Below are 17,200 nucleotides of genomic sequence, written 5' to 3' on the forward strand. Positions count from 1 at the left end.
CGGCTCCGCCGTCGGTCCTGCGCCGTCCGCTAACGTGATCGCCCCGGCGCGCCGACGCTCAGAGCGTCCCGTCCGGGGCTTACAGGATCAACGGTAGCAGACCACATCCGCGGGCGAGAGGGGGCGCGTGTGCGTTCGCAGGAGCAGAGTGAGGACGCCACGATCCTGGCCGCGCTGAGTGTCGAGCGAGTGGCTCCGTACCTCGCGGCATCTCGAGGTGACGCGGCTCGAGCCCTCCGGCTGTACGCATGGAACGTGGAGGTGAGCACGGCGTTCCTCGGCTGCTACGCCGTGCTCGAAGTCGTCGTCCGGAACGCCATGCATGACCGACTCGTCGCGTGCTTCGGTCGCGATGACTGGTGGGCGGTCGCGCAACTCCGGGTCAATGAGGCAGCCCGAGTCCAGGAGTCCCTCCGCCATCTCGATCGTCGGATGGGAGCTGGCGGCTGGTCGGCCGGACACGTCGTGGCGGAACTGCCGGCGTCGTTCTGGGAGGGGCTGCTCGCGAACCGGTACCACGCGTCGCTCTGGGTCCCAGCGCTCGAGAACGCCTTCCCGAATTTCATCGGCCGCCGCAGTGATCTGAAAGGCCGGCTCGAACGGCTCCGGATGCTCCGGAACAGGGCTGCGCACCACGAACCGATCCACGCCAGGGACCTCATGGTCGATCACCGCTACGCGTGCGAGCTCGCCGGCTACGTCTCCTCGGAGCTGCGCGCGTGGTCGGCATCACTGTCGCGGCTCCCCGAAGTGGTGGCGAATCGATCTGCGACGCTCGACGGACGGCGTGCACCCCGGTTCTGACCGGGGCCCGCGTCGCCGGATCGCACGGGCGGCCTACGATGGACCGGTGCTCCTGACCATCGACACGTCCGCCGGGACCGCGGTCGCCGTCGTGGACCCCGACGCCAGGACGGTGCTCGCCGAGCGCGGCACCGACGACTCCCGCCGCCACGCCGAGGTGATCGGCCCGTTACTCGCAGAGGTCCTCGCCGAGGCCGGCATCCGTCCCGAGGATCTGACCGGGGTGGTCGCGGGCATGGGACCCGGCCCGTTCACCGGCCTCCGTGTCGGGATCGTCGCCGCCCGGACGTTCGCCGCCGCCCGGGGCATCCCGGTCCTGCCCCTCGTCAGCCACGACGCCGTCGCCGCGGAGACCCTCGCCACGGACGGTCCTGGGCCAGTCGTCGTCGTCACGGACGCCCGTCGCCGCGAGGTGTACTGGAGCGCCTACGCGGCCGCAGGGGACGCATCGGACGCCAGCCGTTCCTCCCGTTTGTCCGCCTTCCCCGTCCGCACAGTCGGACCGGGCCTCGCCAAGCCCGCCGACCTGGACGCCGCGCTCGGCGACGCCGCCGGCCACCGTCGGGTCACCGCTGCGACGGTCCCCGCCGGACGCCTGGGCCTCCTCGCCGCGGAACTGCTCGCCAGCGGTGGTCCGTTCGCCGCGGACGAACCCCTGTACCTCCGCGACCCGGACGTCACGATGCCCGGCACCCCGAAACGGGTGCGCGCATGACGGCCACGATCCGGCGCGCGACCCCCGCCGACCTCGACGCGATCATGGCGCTCGAGCACGCCTCGTTCCCGCGCGACGCCTGGAGCGAGCAGCAGATGGCGGCTGAGCTGCGGTCCCGCCCGAGCTACTACATCGTCGCCGAGGACGGCGGCGCGGTCGTCGGGTACGCGGGGTTCATGTCGCTGGAGGGCGGCTCGGACGGCGACGTCCAGACCATCGCCGTCGCCGAGGCGGCCCGGGGCACCGGTCTCGGTCGGGCGCTCTTCACCGAGCTCCTCGACGAGGCCCGTCGGCGCGGCGTCACCGACGTGTTCCTCGAGGTCCGCGAGGACAACCCCGTCGCGCAGTCCATGTACCGCGCGTTCGGGTTCGAGCACATCGCGACGAGGCCCCGGTACTACCAGCCGGACGACGTGGACGCGCTCGTCATGCGGCGGCAGTCCGCATCGCCTGTGGCGCCTGCAGCGAGCCGGCCGGGAGGGACGGGCGCGGTCGGTTCCGAGGCCGTCGGTCCGGCGGACGGAGACCTGGCATGAGCGTCGCTGCACCCCTGGTCCTCGGGATCGAGACGAGCTGCGACGAGACGGGCGTCGGGATCGTCCGCGGGCGGACCCTGCTCGCGAACGTCATCGCCTCGAGCATGGCGGAGCACGCCCGGTACGGCGGCGTCGTGCCCGAGGTCGCCGCGCGCGCACACCTCGAGGCGATGACCCCGACGCTGACCGCCGCCCTCGAGCAGGCCGGCGTGACGCTCGACGACCTGGACGCCGTCGCGGTGACCGCCGGGCCGGGACTCGCCGGCGCACTCATGGTCGGGGTCGGTGCCGCGAAGGCGCTCGCCGTGGCGACGGGCAAACCGCTCTACGGGGTGAACCACCTCGTCGGACACGTCGGGGCGGACGTGCTCCGCGCCGACGGGAGTGACATCGAACTGCCGACGATCGCGCTGCTCGTCTCCGGCGGGCACACGTCGCTGCTGCTCGTGCGGGACCTCGTCGACGACGTCGAACTCCTCGGCGAGACGATCGACGACGCCGCGGGGGAGGCGTTCGACAAGGTGGCGCGCCTCCTCGGGCTGCCGTACCCGGGCGGGCCGCAGATCGACCGGGCGGCCGCGACCGGCGACCCGACGGCCATCCGGTTCCCCCGCGGACTGACGCTCCCGAAGGACATGGCCGCGCACCGCTACGACTTCTCGTTCTCCGGGCTGAAGACCGCCGTCGCGCGCTGGGTCGAGCGTCGCCAGGACGCCGGCGAGGACGTGCCGACCGCCGACGTCGCCGCGAGCTTCCGGGAGGCCGTCGTCGACGTGCTCGTCACGAAGGCGATCAACGCCTGTCGGGACACCCGGGTCGACCGGCTCCTCCTCGGCGGGGGCGTCGTCGCGAACGCCCGCCTCCGCGCGGTCGCGACGACCCGCTGCGCCGAGGCCGGCATCGCGCTCCGGATCCCGCCCCTCGACCTCTGCACCGACAACGGCGCGATGATCGCGGCGATCGGGGCGCAGCTCGTCGCGGCCGGGCATGCTCCGAGCGACCTCGGCATCGCAGCGGACTCGACCCTCCCGGTGACGACCGTCCAGGTCTGATGCCCTCGCTCGTGGGCCAGCCGCCTGCGGGGGGTCTGTGGGAGGATCCAAGGGTGCCCAGGGAGGGCGCGCGCCGGAGGGAGCACGATGTCCGACCAGAACGAGCAGCAGGGCGGCCGGCCGGCTGCGGGGCAGCAGCACGAGCAGCACGGTCAGCCGCAGTACGGCGAGCAGCAGTCGCAGTACGGCGGGCAGCCCCACGGCGGGCAGCCGCAGTACGGCGGTGAGCAGCAGTACGGGCAGCAGCAGTACGGCGGGCAGCAGCAGTACGGCGGGCAGCCGCAGTACGGCGGCCAGCAGCAGTACGGCGGGCAGCAGCAGTACGGCGGCCAGCAGCAGTACGGCGGGCAGCAGCAGTACGGCGGGCAGCCGCAGTACGGCGGGCAGCCGCAGTACGGCGGCCAGCCGCAGTACGGCCAGCCGGGCTACGGGTACGTGCAGGCGGCGCCACGCTGGAACGTCATGTCGATCCTCGCGATCATCGCGCCGTTCGTCATCGCTCCGGCCGCGATCGTGTTCGGCCACATCGCGCTCAGTCAGATCACGAAGACGGGCGAGCAGGGTCGCGGCCTCGCACTCGCCGGTCTCATCCTCGGCTACGTGTTCACGGTGTTCATCATCGTGTGGTTCGTCTTCATCGGCATCCTCATCGGCACGGCGTCGCACAGCGGGTACTCGGGGTACGACGGCGCACTGGGCGCCGTCACAGCGCTCGTCCGCTGACGAGGCCCCGCGGACGACATCGTCCGGACCTCCGACACCGCGTCCTCGACCGAGCCCCCGGCCCACACCGGGGGCTTCGTCGTGCTGCTCAGCCGGCAACCTCGTCGAGGCGATCACAGAGGATCGCCGTGTGTCGTCCCTCCAGTCTGGTCAGCACCAGCGTGGCGGACCCGGTCCCGCCGCGGAGACGCAACCGCCTGCGGAACTCGGCCGGGTCCACGTCGACGCCGCGCTTCTTGATCTCGACGCGCCCCACGCCGTCGGCGGCGAGCCGTGCGCCGATGCGCTTGGCGTCGAGAGGGAGGGTGTCGCGCACGCGGAACGTCTGCGCGAACGGGGTCGTGACGGCGCGGTCCCCGGTGACGTACGCGATGTCGTCGGAGAGCATCCGACCGCCGATCGACCTCGCGAGGTCACCGATGAGCCGCGCCCGGATCACCGCGCCGTCCGGCTCGTGGAGGTACTCGCCGAGCGGTCCGACCTCGACGTCGTCCGCGTCGGCGTCGCTCGTCAGCTCGGCGATCCCGTGCGCCCCGATCACGGTCGCGGCACGTCGGACACCCGGCCGGGCGAGGGGGCCGAACCACAGCGCGAGCTCGACGACCTCGCGGTCGACGCTCGTCCACTGCGCCTCGGCGGTGTCCGGGATGAGGTCCCGGTCGACGCCGGGGCCGAGCTTGACGCCCGTCGGGGTCGTCGTCGCGGCGGCGAACACGGTGTCGAGCGACGGCGACCAGTCATCCGGGTCGGCGAGGCGTCTCGTCGCGGAGTGCCCCGCGGTCCGGCGCGCCGGGTCCATCCAGACGGCGTCCACGCGGGACAGGTCGAAGGCGCCGGCGTCTCCGAGTTCGACCGTCGCGTTCGACCACGGCGCGAGGTTGTGTGTGGCGATCGCGGCCGTGACCTCGTCGCGGTCGACGGCCACGACGTCGAGGTCGAGGGCCGCGAACGCCAGGGCGTCCCCGCCGATCCCGCACCCGAGGTCGGCGACCCGGTGGAGGCCCGCGCGGGCGAACCGTCCGGCGTGCTGCGCCGCGACCTGCAGCCGTGTGGCCTGCTCCAGTCCCGCCTCGGTGAACAGCATGCGGGCCGCGAAGTCGCCGAACTTGCCGACGGCCCGCTGCCGTAGTCGAGCCTGCGTCAGGACGGCTCCGACGAGTCCCGGATCGTGACCCTCCGCACGCAGCCGGGAGACGACGCGGACGACCTCGCCGCCGTCGGAGACCCCCGGCGTGCGGTCGAGGAGTGCCATGCCCGCGGGGGTGAGCAACTGCGCGAGGTCGGCGGCTTCCATGCGTCGATCCTCCCACCCGGGAAAGCGCTGGCACTCGGATTGACCGAGTGCCAGCAAGCCCCTACAGTGGACTTCTGGCACTCGCCTGCGGGTAGTGCCAACCCGGTTTTCATCAGCACCGAGAAAGAGAAGGTCAGCCGTGGCAGTCAGCATCAAGCCGCTCGAAGATCGCATCGTCATCCAGCAGGTCGAGGCGGAGCAGACGACTGCTTCGGGCCTCGTCATCCCGGACACGGCGAAGGAGAAGCCCCAGGAGGGCGAGGTCGTCGCCGTCGGTCCCGGTCGGATCGACGACAACGGCAACCGCGTTCCGCTCGACGTCGCCGTCGGCGACAAGGTGATCTACTCCAAGTACGGCGGAACCGAGGTCAAGTACGGCGGCGAGGACTACCTCGTCCTGTCTGCGCGCGACGTCCTCGCGGTCGTCGTCCGCTGAGACCCAGCTCCACCCGGAGGCCCGCAGGCGCTGCCTGCGGGCCTTCGTCGTCCCGGCCCCTCCTGCCGTCGGACACCAGGTCGGCCGCACCGCGCCGCACCGCGATGTCGCGGTCCGCGATCCGGTCGCGGCGGCGTCCTGCGGGACACGCGGAACGGCCGGGAGGCACGGCTGCGGTTCAGCGCGTCGGCGGCGGTCCCTAGGATCGTCACGTGGACGACGAGCGGCCCGGACGGGGATCCAGCAGGGACGCTCGTGCAGCCTCCGGCGACGGTCGTGCAGCCTCCGGCGACGGTCGTGCACCCTCCGGTGACGCTCGTGCACCACGCAGCGAGGCGAGCGTCGGCGTCGTGCAGGCGATCGCCGCCTACGGACTCTGGGGTGTGCTCCCGCTGCTCTTCGTGGCGATGGCGCCGGCCGGCCCGTTCGAGATCGTCGCGTGGCGGATCGTCTTCGCCCTCGTGTTCTGCGCCGTGTTGCTCGCCGCCCTCCGGTCCTGGGGTCGGACGGCCGCACTGTTCCGGCAGCGGCGTGTGATGGCGGTGATGGCCCTCGCAGCCGGGCTCATCGTCGTGAACTGGACCGTGTACGTCGCGGCGACCACGTCCGGGCACACGATCGAGGCCGCGCTCGGGTACTTCATCAACCCGCTGGTGACGATCGCACTCGGCGTGTTCATCCTCCGGGAACGACTCCGACCCGCCCAGTGGATCGCCGTCGGCATCAGCGTCGTCGCCGTCGTCGTGATCGCGGTCGGCTACGGGCAGGTCCCGTGGATCTCACTGAGCCTGGCGGTCTCGTTCGGGTTGTACGGACTCGTCAAGAAGCGGGTCGGCGGGGTCGTCGACGCGGTGAGCGGCCTGACGATCGAGACCGTCTGGTTGACGCCCGCGGCCGTCGGCGCCCTCGTGGTCATCGGCGTGACGGGTGTCGGCGGCGGGGTCACGTTCGCGTCCGAGGGGTGGGTGCACGCGCTGATCATGATCGGGGCAGGTCCCGCCACCGCCGTGCCGCTGCTGCTCTTCGCGTCGTCCGCGCGGCGGCTGACGCTGTCGACGCTCGGGCTCACGCAGTACCTCACGCCCGTGATGCAGCTCGTCGTCGGCGTCTGGCTCCAGCACGAGGCGATGTCGAGTGCGCGGTGGTTCGGATTCGGCATCGTCTGGCTCGCGCTCGTGCTGCTCACAGTGGACACGTTCGTGGCCACGCGCCGGACCGCGGCGGTCCGAGGGCTCCGACCCGCGCCTAACGTCCGCTCCTGACTCCTGCGCTCAAGTCCCGGCCCGCCCGCCCCGCCTGACCGTCAGCTGAACGTGGCGGCGAGGATCCGCGCCGTTCGTTCAGATTCGGTCACGGTTCGACAACGAAACGCTGCCCACATCCATTCGCCATGCGCCGGAAACAAACGGACCCTACGTTTACTCGCATCCCAGTGGATACACAGTCGCTCGACACCCGAGGCGACGGCGGATCCGCTCAGAGAAAGGGTTCCACGGATGATTCGTTCCAGCAGCGCCGTCAAGGCGCTCGCGATCGCGGGGGCAGCTGCAATCCTGCTCGCCGGTTGCTCCACCAGCGGAAGCGGCAGCGGCGGCGCTTCTGACAAGGCGTCCTCCGCCTCCGGCAAGAAGGACCCGGCGTCGAGCTGCAAGGCTCCGTCGAGCCCCAGCCAGGACGCGCTCGAGTACGGCACCATGCTGCCCCTCACCGGCAGCCTCGCCTACCTCGGCCCGCCCGCGATCGCCGGCGCCGGCCTCGCCGTCAGCGACATCAACGCGGCCGGCGGCGTGATCGGCAAGGACGTCAAGATCTCGACCGCGACCGACTCGGGTGACAGCACGGACATGACCGTGTCCTCCTCCGCGGCGTCGAAGCTCATCAACGCGAAGGTGCCCGTCGTCCTCGGCGCCGAGTCGTCGTCCGTGACGCTCAACGTCGTCGACCAGCTCACCGCGAACTGCACCATCGAGATCTCGCCGGCCAACACCGCCACCGACCTCTCCGGCTACTCGTCGTACTACTACCGTACCGCTCCGCCGGACACGGTGCAGGGCTCGGCGCTCGGCCAGCTCGTCACCGGTGACGGCAACGCCAAGGTCGCGTTCCTGGTCTTCAACGACGCGTACGGCACCGGTCTCCGCAACACCATCGAGAAGGCGGTCGACTCGGCCGGCGGCTCGGTCGTGTACGGCGGCAAGGGCAAGGGCCAGGAGTTCCCGCCCGGCCAGACGACGTTCTCCTCCGAGGTGACCGCGGCGATCGCCGCCAAGCCCGACGCGATCGTCATCCTGGCGTTCGACGAGACCAAGTCGATCGTCCCGGAGCTCGTCTCGCAGGGCTGGGACATGGCGAAGACGTACATGTCCGACGGCAACACGGCCGACTACTCCAAGGACTTCGACCCGAACACGCTGAAGGGCGGCCAGGGCACGATCCCCGGCGCGTCGCCGAAGGACGAGTTCAAGTCGCAGCTGAACGACTGGTACAAGACGAACGAGGGCAAGGACCTCGCTGACTACTCGTACGCAGCCGAGTCCTACGATGCGATGGTCCTGACCGCGCTCGCGGCCGAGGCCGGCAAGGGCACCGACGCTCCGACGATCCAGGCCAACATGGCCAAGGTCTCCGGTGCGGACGGTGGCACGAAGTGCTCCACCTTCGCCGACTGCAAGAAGCTCGTCGACGACGGCAAGAAGATCGAGTACACGGGCAAGTCCGGCATCGGACCGTTCAACTCGGACAACGACCCGTCGAGCGCCTACATCGGCATCTACAAGTACGACGAGAACAACAAGCCCGTCTACCAGAGCGCGATCCAGGGCTCGACGAAGTAGGTCCCGCCCCGGCCGCAAAACACCGCTCTCCGCGCGAGACACCGTCCTTCACGGCGGTGTCTCGTCGGAAGGGCGGTGTTTTGGTGTGCGCATGACGCCCGCCCCGTGCAGGATCGCGGCGAGGCGCGCCGGAACTGCCAGGTCCGACATGGTCCATCGCGCGACGTTCCGCATCGTCGGCAACCGGCGGAGGGCGTCCTCGCGCTGCTTCTCGTGCCAGAGCGCCTCCGGATCGCCGGAACGGTACTTCACCCGCCCGTCGAACTCGCCGACGACACCGACTGCCGGCCACCAGAAGTCGACCCGGAACCGCCCCGAGGGTGTCACGAACTCCCGCTGTAGTTCCGGGGGTGGGAGACGGAGTTCCCGGATACGGACACGACTCCACGACTCGCCGGGCGACTCCGAGGCTCCGTCGGCGAAGTCGAGCGCATGTGCAGCCCGCACCGTGCCGCGGGAACTCGACGCGTCGGCAAGCGCTGCTCGCACGGAGTCGACAGTGACCAGCCCGGCTCGGAGTGCATGGTCGAGGACGAGCACGGCGTGGGTGAACGACGACGATCGGATGACGTCGACCACGGTGCGGAGTGCGTTCGTGACGAACACACCGTCGAAGTACTCCACCTCTCGTCGGTGGACGACCGCGGCGTGCCGGACGACACCCGGACCGGAGTGGGTCCGAGCGCGGGTGCTGTCCACCACGTGGAGCCGTCCGTCGTCGCGATCGAAGCTGGGCAGGCCCCACATCGCTGCCGCCGACCCGTGCGAGACGGCTGGCCTCGATCGGAGCGTCTGGTACCGAGCGGTGACCCTCAGCCGACGCTGTTCGAGCCGGTCGAGCGCGTCCCACTGCTCCGTCTCGACGCGGACCCCGCGACTGAGCACGACGAACTGCGCTCCCGTTCGCAACGGCATGTCGGGGTCCGAGCGGTGCAGTGTGACGTCCTGATGGCGCATCGGTCAACGATGGCGGACTCCCGGACCACGTGGGTGGGGCTGTGGAGAACGTCGGTGCACCGCAAAACACCGCTCTCCCGCCACGACACCGCTGGCGAAGGCGGTGTCTCGGCGAGAGAGCGGTGTTCCGCGGAACGGGCGGGCGGGGGAGGGGACTACCGCTGGTAGTTCGGAGCCTCGACGACCATCTGGATGTCGTGCGGGTGCGACTCCTTCAGCCCCGCCGCCGTGATCCGCACGAACTTGCCCCGGGCCTTGAGCTCCGGGACGGTCCGGCCGCCGACGTAGAACATCGACTGCCGCAGTCCGCCGACCAGCTGGTAGACGACGTTCGACAGCGCTCCGCGGTACGGGACCTGGCCCTCGATGCCCTCGGGGATGAGCTTGTCGTCCGTCGGGACGTCGGCCTGGAAGTACCGGTCCTTGGAGTACGACGTCTTCTTGCCACGGGTCTGCAGTGCACCGAGCGAGCCCATGCCGCGGTAGGCCTTGAACTGCTTGCCGCCGACGAACACCAGGTCGCCGGGGGACTCGTCGCACCCGGCGAGCAGCGACCCGAGCATGACGGTGTCCGCCCCGGCGACGAGTGCCTTCGCGATGTCGCCCGAGTACTGCAGGCCGCCGTCGGCGATGACCGGCACGCCGGCTTCACGCGCCGCCAGGGACGCTTCGTACACCGCGGTCACCTGCGGCACCCCGACACCGGCGACGACACGCGTCGTGCAGATCGACCCGGGACCGACACCGACCTTGACCGCGTCGACACCGGCGTCGATGAGGGCCTGGGCACCGGAGCGGGTCGCGACGTTCCCGCCGATGACGTCGACACCGTCGAACGAGGGATCGGCCTTCAGTCGGCGGACCATGTCGAGCACGCCTTCGCTCTCGCCGTTCGCCGTGTCGACGACGAGGACGTCCACGCCGGCGTCACGCAGCGCGCACGCCCGCTCCCACGCGTCGCCGAAGAACCCGATCGCGGCACCGACACGGAGCCGGCCCTCGGAGTCCTTCGTGGCGTCCGGGTACTTCTCGCTCTTGTCGAAGTCCTTGACCGTGATGAGCCCGCGGAGCTTGCCGTCGGCGTCCACGAGCGGCAGCTTCTCGATCTTGTGCTGCGCGAAGATCGCGACGGCGTCCTCCGGGTCGATGCCCTCGAGCGCGGTGATGAGCGGCAGCGTCGTCATGACGTCCCGCACGAGCGTGGTCTGCATCTCGAACGGTGCGACGAAGCGCATGTCCCGGTTCGTGATGATGCCGACGAGTGTGCCGTCCTGCTCGACCACCGGCAGGCCGGAGACGCGGAACTGCCCGCACAGTGCGTCGACGTCGGCCACTGTGGCGTCCGGCGTCGTCGTGACGGGGTTCGTGATCATGCCGGACTCGCTCCGCTTGACCTTGTCGACGTACGCCGCCTGGTCCGCGATCGAGAGGTTCCGGTGCAGGATGCCGATGCCGCCCTGCCGCGCCATCGCGATGGCCATCCGGGACTCGGTGACGGTGTCCATCGCCGCGGACAACAGGGGGACGTTGACGGCGATGCGCTTGGTCAGCCGGGAAGCGGTCGAGGCTTCACTCGGGATGACGTCGGTGTGACCCGGCAGGAGCATGACGTCGTCGTAGGTGAGTCCGATGAATCCGAACGGATCCGGCTGGTCCATGGAGGGTCCCCTTCTGGGCGAGTGAAGTGGTCGTCCGGGCGCGCCGTCGGGAACCGGATGGACCATGATAACGCGCCGAGGGCATGCGGCCATTCCGGTCCACAGGCGGACGGGAGGCGCGGAGCGGCGCCGACCCGCGCCTCCCGTCCGGCCCGTGGTTCCGCGCTCGCTGGACGTTCGATGTCCGTTCGGCCCCGGATCTGTGGAACATCACGGTTTGTGCACGAAGCACGGAGGGAACCTGGTGGAAACACCCGTGACACATACGCTCCGTAAAGTCGGCCCGCACGTGCGGACCACACCAACCCGATGGTGGGCCGCGCACGGAATCGTCGACGTCCGACGATCCGAGAGGGAGGCTCTGTGGGTTCCACGACGTCGACAGGACCGGTGCGACGCCGGACCCGCCACGGCCGGATCGGCCGCGGTCGACTGATCTTCATCGTCGCCGCGCTCCTGGCGCTCGCCGCGACCTTCGCCGTCGAGTGGGCGATGGCGCCCGCCGCACAGGCGACGTCCACGAGCGCCGCCGCGACACCGTCGGCGCCGCAGACCACGGACACGAACGGACCGGCGTCCGCCACGGCCTGCACCGTCAGCGCGACGAACGGCTGCATCCAGGGCACCATCCTCAGCTCCACCAAGAAGCCCGTCCAGGGCGCCGACATCAAGGTGACCGGCCCGGGGTCCTTCGCCCAGACCGCGACGACGAACGCGGACGGCCGGTGGTTCGTCAGCGTCACGACGTCCGGCAGGTACGTCCTCAGCCTGCAGCAGTCGTCGTTGCCGAAGGGGCAGTACCTGACCGACGCCAAGGACAACGCCCGTCCGGTCCAGGCGAACGTCGGCTCGAACGCCGGGGCGATCTTCCAGCTGTCCGACACCGAGGGTGCGGTCAGCGACACCGGCGGCACCTCGACCGTCACCTGGGACCGGTCCTGGCAGCAGCTCGTCTCCGGCATCCGGCTCGGGCTCCTCATCGCCCTCGCGTCGGTCGGCCTCTCGCTGATCTACGGCACGACCGGCCTGTCGAGCTTCTCGCACGGCGAGCAGGTCACGCTCGGCGGACTCCTCGCGTACGTGTTCGCGAACGTCCTCGGGATGAACATCTGGATCGCCGGGGTCATCGTCGTGGTCCTGTGCGCGGCGACCGGCTACCTGCAGGACGCCGCGATCTGGAGACCACTCCGCCGGCGCCGGATCAGCCTGACGCAGCTCATGATCGTCACGATCGGCCTCTCGATCGCCCTGCAGTACGCGTTCCAGTACTTCTTCGGCGCCTCGACGGTCCGCATCCAGCAGGGGAACCCGCGGACGGTCGACTTCGCCGGCATCACGCTGACGGTGCAGTCGTACGTCGCCATGGGCATCGCGGTGCTCGTGCTCGTCGGGACCGGCCTGTTCCTCGTGCGGACCCGCCTCGGCCGCGCGACCCGTGCCGTGTCGGACAACCCGTCGCTCGCCGCCGCGTCGGGGATCGACGTCGACCGGGTCATCCGGTTCGTCTGGACGCTGTCCGCCGGACTCGCAGGCCTGTCCGGCGTGATGCTCGGGCTCGTCCTGAACGGCGTGAACTGGCAGACCGGCCTCCAGCTGCTGCTGCTCATGTTCGCCTCGGTGACGCTCGGCGGTCTCGGCACGGCCTACGGTGCGCTCGTCGGGTCGCTCATCATCGGCGTCGTCGTCGAACTCACGAACCTCGTGCTGCCCGGTGACTTCAAGTACGCCACCGCACTCGTCATCCTGATCCTCGTCCTGCTCGTCAGGCCGCAGGGCATCTTCGGTCGGGCCGAGCGGATCGGTTAAGGGAACGGACCATGGACTACCTCGTCAACCTGCTCTACTCGCTCTCGGCGGAGGCACTCGCCCCGACGACCGCGGCGTTCGCCATCGCGGCGATCGGCCTCAACATCCACTTCGGCCTCACCGGGCTCGTGAACATGGGCCAGGCCGCGTTCCTGTTGCTCGGCGCCTACGGCTTCGCGATCTCGATCCAGAACGGACTGCCGCTCGGCATGGCGGTGCTCATCGCACTGCTGACCGCCATCGTGTTCGCGATCATCCTCGGCATCCCGACGCTCCGGTTGCGAGGGGACTACCTGGCGATCGTGACGATCTCCGGCGCGGAGATCATCCGGATGGTCGGACGGTCGAGTCTGCTCACCGACGTCACGGGCGGCTCGAACGGCCTCGTCGGGAACAGCTACCGCGACCCGTTCAACAACCTCTCGTTCCTGCCGGACGGCACGACGCAGGTGCTCTGGTTCGAGTACTCGAACAACGGCGTCAGCGGCTGGTGGATCCGGATCGTCGGCTGGGCGCTCGTCGCGCTCTTCAGCCTGATGCTCTGGGCGCTCATGCGGAGTCCGTGGGGGCGCGTCCTCAAGGCGATCCGCGAGGACGAGGACGCCGTGCGCAGCCTCGGCAAGAACGTCTACTCGTACAAGATGCAGGCGCTCGTCCTCGGTGGCGCGCTCGGTGCGGTCGCCGGCGTCATCTACGTCCTGCCGTCGTCCGTGCAGCCGGACGCGATGGGCAGGTCGATGACCTTCTTCATCTGGACGGCGCTCATCCTCGGCGGTGCCGCGACCGTGTTCGGCCCGGTGCTCGGTGCGATCCTGTTCTTCGTGATGCGGTTGTTCATCCGGACGCTCGCGGGCGACTTCATCCCGTCCTCGATCATGAACGGGCAGCAGGCGGAGCAGTTCTCGTACGTCCTCGTCGGGGTCGCGCTCATGCTGCTCATCGTGTTCCGACCACAGGGCATCCTCGGGAACAAGAAGGAGCTGACCTTCAGTGTCTGACACCACCGGCACCGCGCACGGCGCGGCCGCCACCCCCACCGGCACTGCGCACGGCGCCGCCGCCACGCCCACGGGCGCACTCACCACCGTCGACCACACGCCGGGCTCCGCGAAGCCAGACTCGATCCTGACGGTCGACAACATCACCCGGAAGTTCGGCGGCATGACCGCGGTCGACGTCGGCCACCTCGAGGTCCAGCGCGGCACCATCACGGCGCTGATCGGCCCGAACGGCGCCGGCAAGACGACGTTCTTCAACCTGCTCACCGGGTTCGACCGGCCGTCGAGCGCGCCCGGTCGGTTCTCCCGCGCCGGAGCCGGCGACGCCCGGTGGTCCTTCAACGGTCGCGACCTCGGCGCCGTCGGCGCCGCGAAGGTCGCCCGTGCCGGCATGGTCCGCACGTTCCAGCTCACCAAGGCGCTGTCCCGGCTCACGGTGATGCAGAACATGCTGCTCGGTGCGACCGACCAGCCGGGCGAGAACTTCTTCACCGCGCTCATCAAGCCGCTGTGGAGCAAGCGCGAGGCGGAGATCACCCGCAAGGCCGAGGACCTCCTCGGACGGTTCAAGCTCCTCGAGAAGAAGGACGACTACGCCGGGTCGCTCTCCGGAGGCCAGCGGAAGCTCCTCGAGATGGCGCGCGCGCTCATGTCCGACCCGACGATGATCATGCTCGACGAGCCGATGGCCGGTGTGAACCCGGCGCTGACCCAGTCGCTCCTCGGGCACATCCAGTCCCTCCGTGACGAGGGCATGACGGTGCTGTTCGTCGAGCACGACATGCACATGGTCCGGCACATCTCGGACTGGGTCGTCGTGATGGCCGAAGGCCGCGTCGTGGCCGAGGGACCGGCGCAGACCGTGATGGACGACCAGGCCGTCATCGACGCGTACCTCGGCGCCCACCACGACACCGACCTCGGCGACGACGCGCTGCTGTCGGACGACACCATGGAGCAGCTCGAGCAGGAGGTGGCCGCCGAGGACGCCGCCGCACACGGCACGAGCCCCGACACAGAAGGGGACGCGCGATGAGCGACGGGACCAACGGACCGACCAGGGCCGGCGCACCGGGCGCGGGCACCGCCTCCAGTCCGGCCGGAGGCGCGACCACGGACCGCGAGCTCGTCATGCGGGCCGACAACGTCGTCGCCGGGTACCTGCCCGGCGTCAACATCCTGAACGGCTGCGACCTCGACGTCCACAAGGGCGAGCTCATCGGCATCATCGGCCCGAACGGTGCCGGCAAGTCGACGCTCCTCAAGGCCCTGTTCGGCCAGGTGAACATCCGGAGCGGCTCGGTGACGCTCGACGGCGAGGACATCACGAACCTCAAGGCGAACAAGCTCGTGCAGGCCGGCGTCGGCTTCGTCCCGCAGACGAACAACGTGTTCCCGTCGCTGTCCATCCAGGAGAACCTGCAGATGGGGATGTACCTGCGCCCGAAGAAGTTCGCCGAGCGGCTCGAGGTCATCTACGACCTGTTCCCGGTCCTCGGCGAGCGGCGCGGACAGCGTGCCGGGTCACTGTCCGGTGGCGAGCGGCAGTCCGTCGCGATGGCGCGTGCGCTCATGATGGACCCGAAGGTGCTGCTCCTCGACGAGCCGAGTGCGGGGCTGTCGCCGGTGCGGCAGGACGAGACCTTCATCCGGACCCGACGGATCAACAAGGCGGGCGTGACGATCGTCATGGTCGAGCAGAACGCGCGTCGCTGCCTGCAGATCTGCGACCGCGGGTACGTGCTCGACCAGGGGCGGAACGCCTACACCGGGACCGGGCGCGAGCTCGCCGACGACCCGAAGGTCATCGAGCTGTACCTCGGCACGCTCGCGAAGGACGTCGACGCCGCGAAGTAGTGCTCCCGCGACCGCGCTGGACGTGGTGAGTGAGCAGCAATCGTCGCCCGGGGTGGTCCGTGCCGACGATTGCTGCTCACTCGTCAGGCGGCCGGCGGCCGGCGGGACGGGCGGCAGGGACCGACCGGGAGGGACGGCCAGCCCGACCAGCGCTGCTACCGTCACAGCATGGCCGGCCCGCGCACCTCGGAACGCTTCCTCGACAGCGGGGTGTGGATCGTCTTCGGGCTGCTGTTCGTCGGTGCGGCGCTGGTGATCAAGGTGTTCGCGGCGCTCGTCGTCGTGCTGGTCGTCCTCGCCGTCCTGCTCGGGCTGACGCTGCGGCTCGTCCGGCGGCGTCGGTAGGGGCATCCCGGTAGGCTTGCCGGGTGAGCGAAGTCGAGATCGGAACTGGCAAGCGCGGACGACGGGCGTACGCCTTCGACGACATCGCGGTGGTCCCGTCGCGCCGCACCCGGGACCCGCGCGACGTCTCCGTGCAGTGGTCGATCGACGCGTTCACGTTCGAGTCGCCGATCATCGCCGCGCCGATGGACTCGGTCGTCTCCCCGGCGACCGCGATCCGGATGGGCGAGCTCGGCATGCTCGGCGTGCTCGACCTCGAAGGCCTGTGGACGCGGTACGAGGACCCGGAGCCGTACCTCACCGAGATCCGTGCGCTCACCGACGGCACCGTCACGGCACGCATGCAGGAGATCTACGCCGAGCCGATCAAGCCCGAGCTCATCACGGCGCGTCTCGCGGAGATCCGTGCCGCCGGGGTCCCGGTCGCCGGTGCCCTGAGCCCGCAGCGCACCCAGGAGTTCTCGGCGACCGTCGTCGACGCCGGTGTCGACCTCTTCGTCATCCGCGGCACGACGGTGTCCGCCGAGCACGTCTCCCAGACCGAGGAGCCGCTCAACCTCAAGAAGTTCATCTACGAGCTCGACGTCCCGGTGATCGTCGGCGGCGCGTCGACCTACACGGCGGCCCTGCACCTGATGCGCACGGGTGCCGCCGGGGTGCTCGTCGGGTTCGGCGGGGGAGCGGCGTCCACCACACGCGCCGCGCTCGGCATCCACGCCCCGATGGCCACCGCGGTCGCGGACATCGCCGGCGCGCGTCGTGACTACATGGACGAGTCCGGCGGCCGGTACGTGCACGTCATCGCCGACGGCGGTCTCGACACCTCGGGCGACATCGTCAAGGCGATCGCGACCGGCGCCGACGCGGTCATGCTCGGCACCGCGCTCGCCCGGGCGACGGACGCCCCCGGCGGCGGGTTCCACTGGGGTTCCGAGGCGCACCACCCGGAGCTGCCGCGCGGCCGCCGGGTCGACGTCGGCACCATCGCCCCGCTCGAGAACGTGCTGAACGGGCCGACCCCGACGAGTGACGGTCGGGCGAACCTGGTCGGCGCGCTCCGCCGCTCGATGGCGACCACCGGGTACTCCGACGTCAAGGAGTTCCAGCGAGTAGAAGTGGTCGTAGCGCCGTACCACGCGCACTGACCACCGTCGGTCCTCCATCGTCGGCCGTCGTGGTCGGTCG

17 protein-coding genes are annotated in these 17,200 nt (G+C 70.3%); 14 read left to right on the forward strand and 3 right to left on the reverse strand.

Going from position 1 to position 17,200, the window contains the following annotated elements:
- Positions 1-255: 255 nt before the first annotated feature.
- From ACO0E0_RS04725 to ACO0E0_RS04745, 5 genes are all read left to right on the forward strand, one after another.
- Complete coding sequence (locus ACO0E0_RS04725) at positions 256-804, forward strand: hypothetical protein (RefSeq protein WP_422870242.1); 549 nt, start codon at positions 256-258, stop codon at positions 802-804.
- Between the two features lie 46 nt (positions 805-850).
- Complete coding sequence (gene tsaB, locus ACO0E0_RS04730; RefSeq protein WP_422870243.1) at positions 851-1,519, forward strand: tRNA (adenosine(37)-N6)-threonylcarbamoyltransferase complex dimerization subunit type 1 TsaB; 669 nt, start codon at positions 851-853, stop codon at positions 1,517-1,519.
- Complete coding sequence (gene rimI / locus ACO0E0_RS04735; protein ID WP_422870244.1) at positions 1,516-2,055, forward strand: ribosomal protein S18-alanine N-acetyltransferase; 540 nt, start codon at positions 1,516-1,518, stop codon at positions 2,053-2,055. Before tsaB ends, rimI begins: the two co-directional genes overlap by 4 nt.
- Positions 2,052-3,107 (forward strand): tRNA (adenosine(37)-N6)-threonylcarbamoyltransferase complex transferase subunit TsaD, encoded by a 1,056-nt coding sequence (gene tsaD / locus ACO0E0_RS04740; RefSeq protein ID WP_422870245.1) that lies wholly within the window; start codon positions 2,052-2,054, stop codon positions 3,105-3,107. The genes rimI and tsaD overlap by 4 nt, the downstream gene beginning before the upstream one ends.
- Before the next feature lie 87 nt (positions 3,108-3,194).
- Entirely contained in the window at positions 3,195-3,830 is a 636-nt protein-coding gene (locus ACO0E0_RS04745) for a DUF4190 domain-containing protein (RefSeq protein WP_422870246.1), read from the forward strand.
- An 88-nt stretch (positions 3,831-3,918) separates the two neighbouring features.
- On the opposite strand, the gene ACO0E0_RS04750 is transcribed toward ACO0E0_RS04745, so the two are convergent.
- Positions 3,919-5,124: a class I SAM-dependent methyltransferase gene (locus tag ACO0E0_RS04750; RefSeq protein WP_422870247.1), complete on the reverse strand. Its 1,206-nt coding sequence runs from the start codon at positions 5,122-5,124 to the stop codon at positions 3,919-3,921.
- 139 nt (positions 5,125-5,263) lie between these two features.
- Here ACO0E0_RS04750 and groES point away from each other — a divergent pair, with 139 nt between their 5' ends.
- From groES to ACO0E0_RS04765, 3 genes are all read left to right on the forward strand, one after another.
- Positions 5,264-5,560, forward strand: coding sequence for a co-chaperone GroES (groES, locus tag ACO0E0_RS04755; RefSeq protein WP_422870248.1), 297 nt, complete (start codon positions 5,264-5,266; stop codon positions 5,558-5,560).
- A gap of 350 nt (positions 5,561-5,910) precedes the next feature.
- The gene (gene rarD / locus ACO0E0_RS04760; protein ID WP_422870249.1) at positions 5,911-6,822 is read left to right on the forward strand and encodes an EamA family transporter RarD; all 912 of its coding nucleotides are present in this window, start codon (positions 5,911-5,913) and stop codon (positions 6,820-6,822) included.
- Positions 6,823-7,056: 234 nt separating this feature from the next.
- On the forward strand, positions 7,057-8,394 hold the full coding sequence (locus ACO0E0_RS04765; RefSeq protein WP_422870250.1) for an ABC transporter substrate-binding protein: 1,338 nt from the start codon (positions 7,057-7,059) through the stop codon (positions 8,392-8,394).
- A gap of 48 nt (positions 8,395-8,442) precedes the next feature.
- Here the strand turns inward: ACO0E0_RS04765 and ACO0E0_RS04770 are convergent, their stop codons facing one another.
- Entirely contained in the window at positions 8,443-9,309 is an 867-nt protein-coding gene (locus tag ACO0E0_RS04770) for a hypothetical protein (protein ID WP_422870251.1), read from the reverse strand.
- Between the two features lie 197 nt (positions 9,310-9,506).
- On the reverse strand, positions 9,507-11,009 hold the full coding sequence (gene guaB / locus ACO0E0_RS04775; RefSeq protein ID WP_422870252.1) for an IMP dehydrogenase: 1,503 nt from the start codon (positions 11,007-11,009) through the stop codon (positions 9,507-9,509).
- A 390-nt stretch (positions 11,010-11,399) separates the two neighbouring features.
- Between guaB and ACO0E0_RS04780 the strand changes: the two genes are divergently transcribed.
- From ACO0E0_RS04780 to ACO0E0_RS04805, 6 genes are all read left to right on the forward strand, one after another.
- Positions 11,400-12,815 (forward strand): branched-chain amino acid ABC transporter permease, encoded by a 1,416-nt coding sequence (locus ACO0E0_RS04780; protein WP_422870253.1) that lies wholly within the window; start codon positions 11,400-11,402, stop codon positions 12,813-12,815.
- 11 nt (positions 12,816-12,826) lie between these two features.
- Positions 12,827-13,813, forward strand: a complete 987-nt coding sequence (locus tag ACO0E0_RS04785) for a branched-chain amino acid ABC transporter permease (protein WP_422870254.1) — start codon at positions 12,827-12,829, stop codon at positions 13,811-13,813.
- Complete coding sequence (locus ACO0E0_RS04790) at positions 13,806-14,849, forward strand: ABC transporter ATP-binding protein (protein WP_422870255.1); 1,044 nt, start codon at positions 13,806-13,808, stop codon at positions 14,847-14,849. Before ACO0E0_RS04785 ends, ACO0E0_RS04790 begins: the two co-directional genes overlap by 8 nt.
- Positions 14,846-15,670: an ABC transporter ATP-binding protein gene (locus tag ACO0E0_RS04795; RefSeq protein ID WP_422870256.1), complete on the forward strand. Its 825-nt coding sequence runs from the start codon at positions 14,846-14,848 to the stop codon at positions 15,668-15,670. Before ACO0E0_RS04790 ends, ACO0E0_RS04795 begins: the two co-directional genes overlap by 4 nt.
- A gap of 168 nt (positions 15,671-15,838) precedes the next feature.
- A complete protein-coding gene (locus ACO0E0_RS04800; protein ID WP_422870257.1) occupies positions 15,839-16,015 on the forward strand; it encodes a hypothetical protein in 177 nt (58 codons plus the stop codon).
- 23 nt (positions 16,016-16,038) lie between these two features.
- Complete coding sequence (locus ACO0E0_RS04805; RefSeq protein ID WP_422870258.1) at positions 16,039-17,160, forward strand: GuaB3 family IMP dehydrogenase-related protein; 1,122 nt, start codon at positions 16,039-16,041, stop codon at positions 17,158-17,160.
- Positions 17,161-17,200: the final 40 nt, after the last annotated feature.

Origin of the sequence: Curtobacterium phyllosphaerae, assembly GCF_049341865.1 — a bacterium.
In the GTDB taxonomy this organism is placed as follows: domain Bacteria; phylum Actinomycetota; class Actinomycetes; order Actinomycetales; family Microbacteriaceae; genus Curtobacterium; species Curtobacterium phyllosphaerae.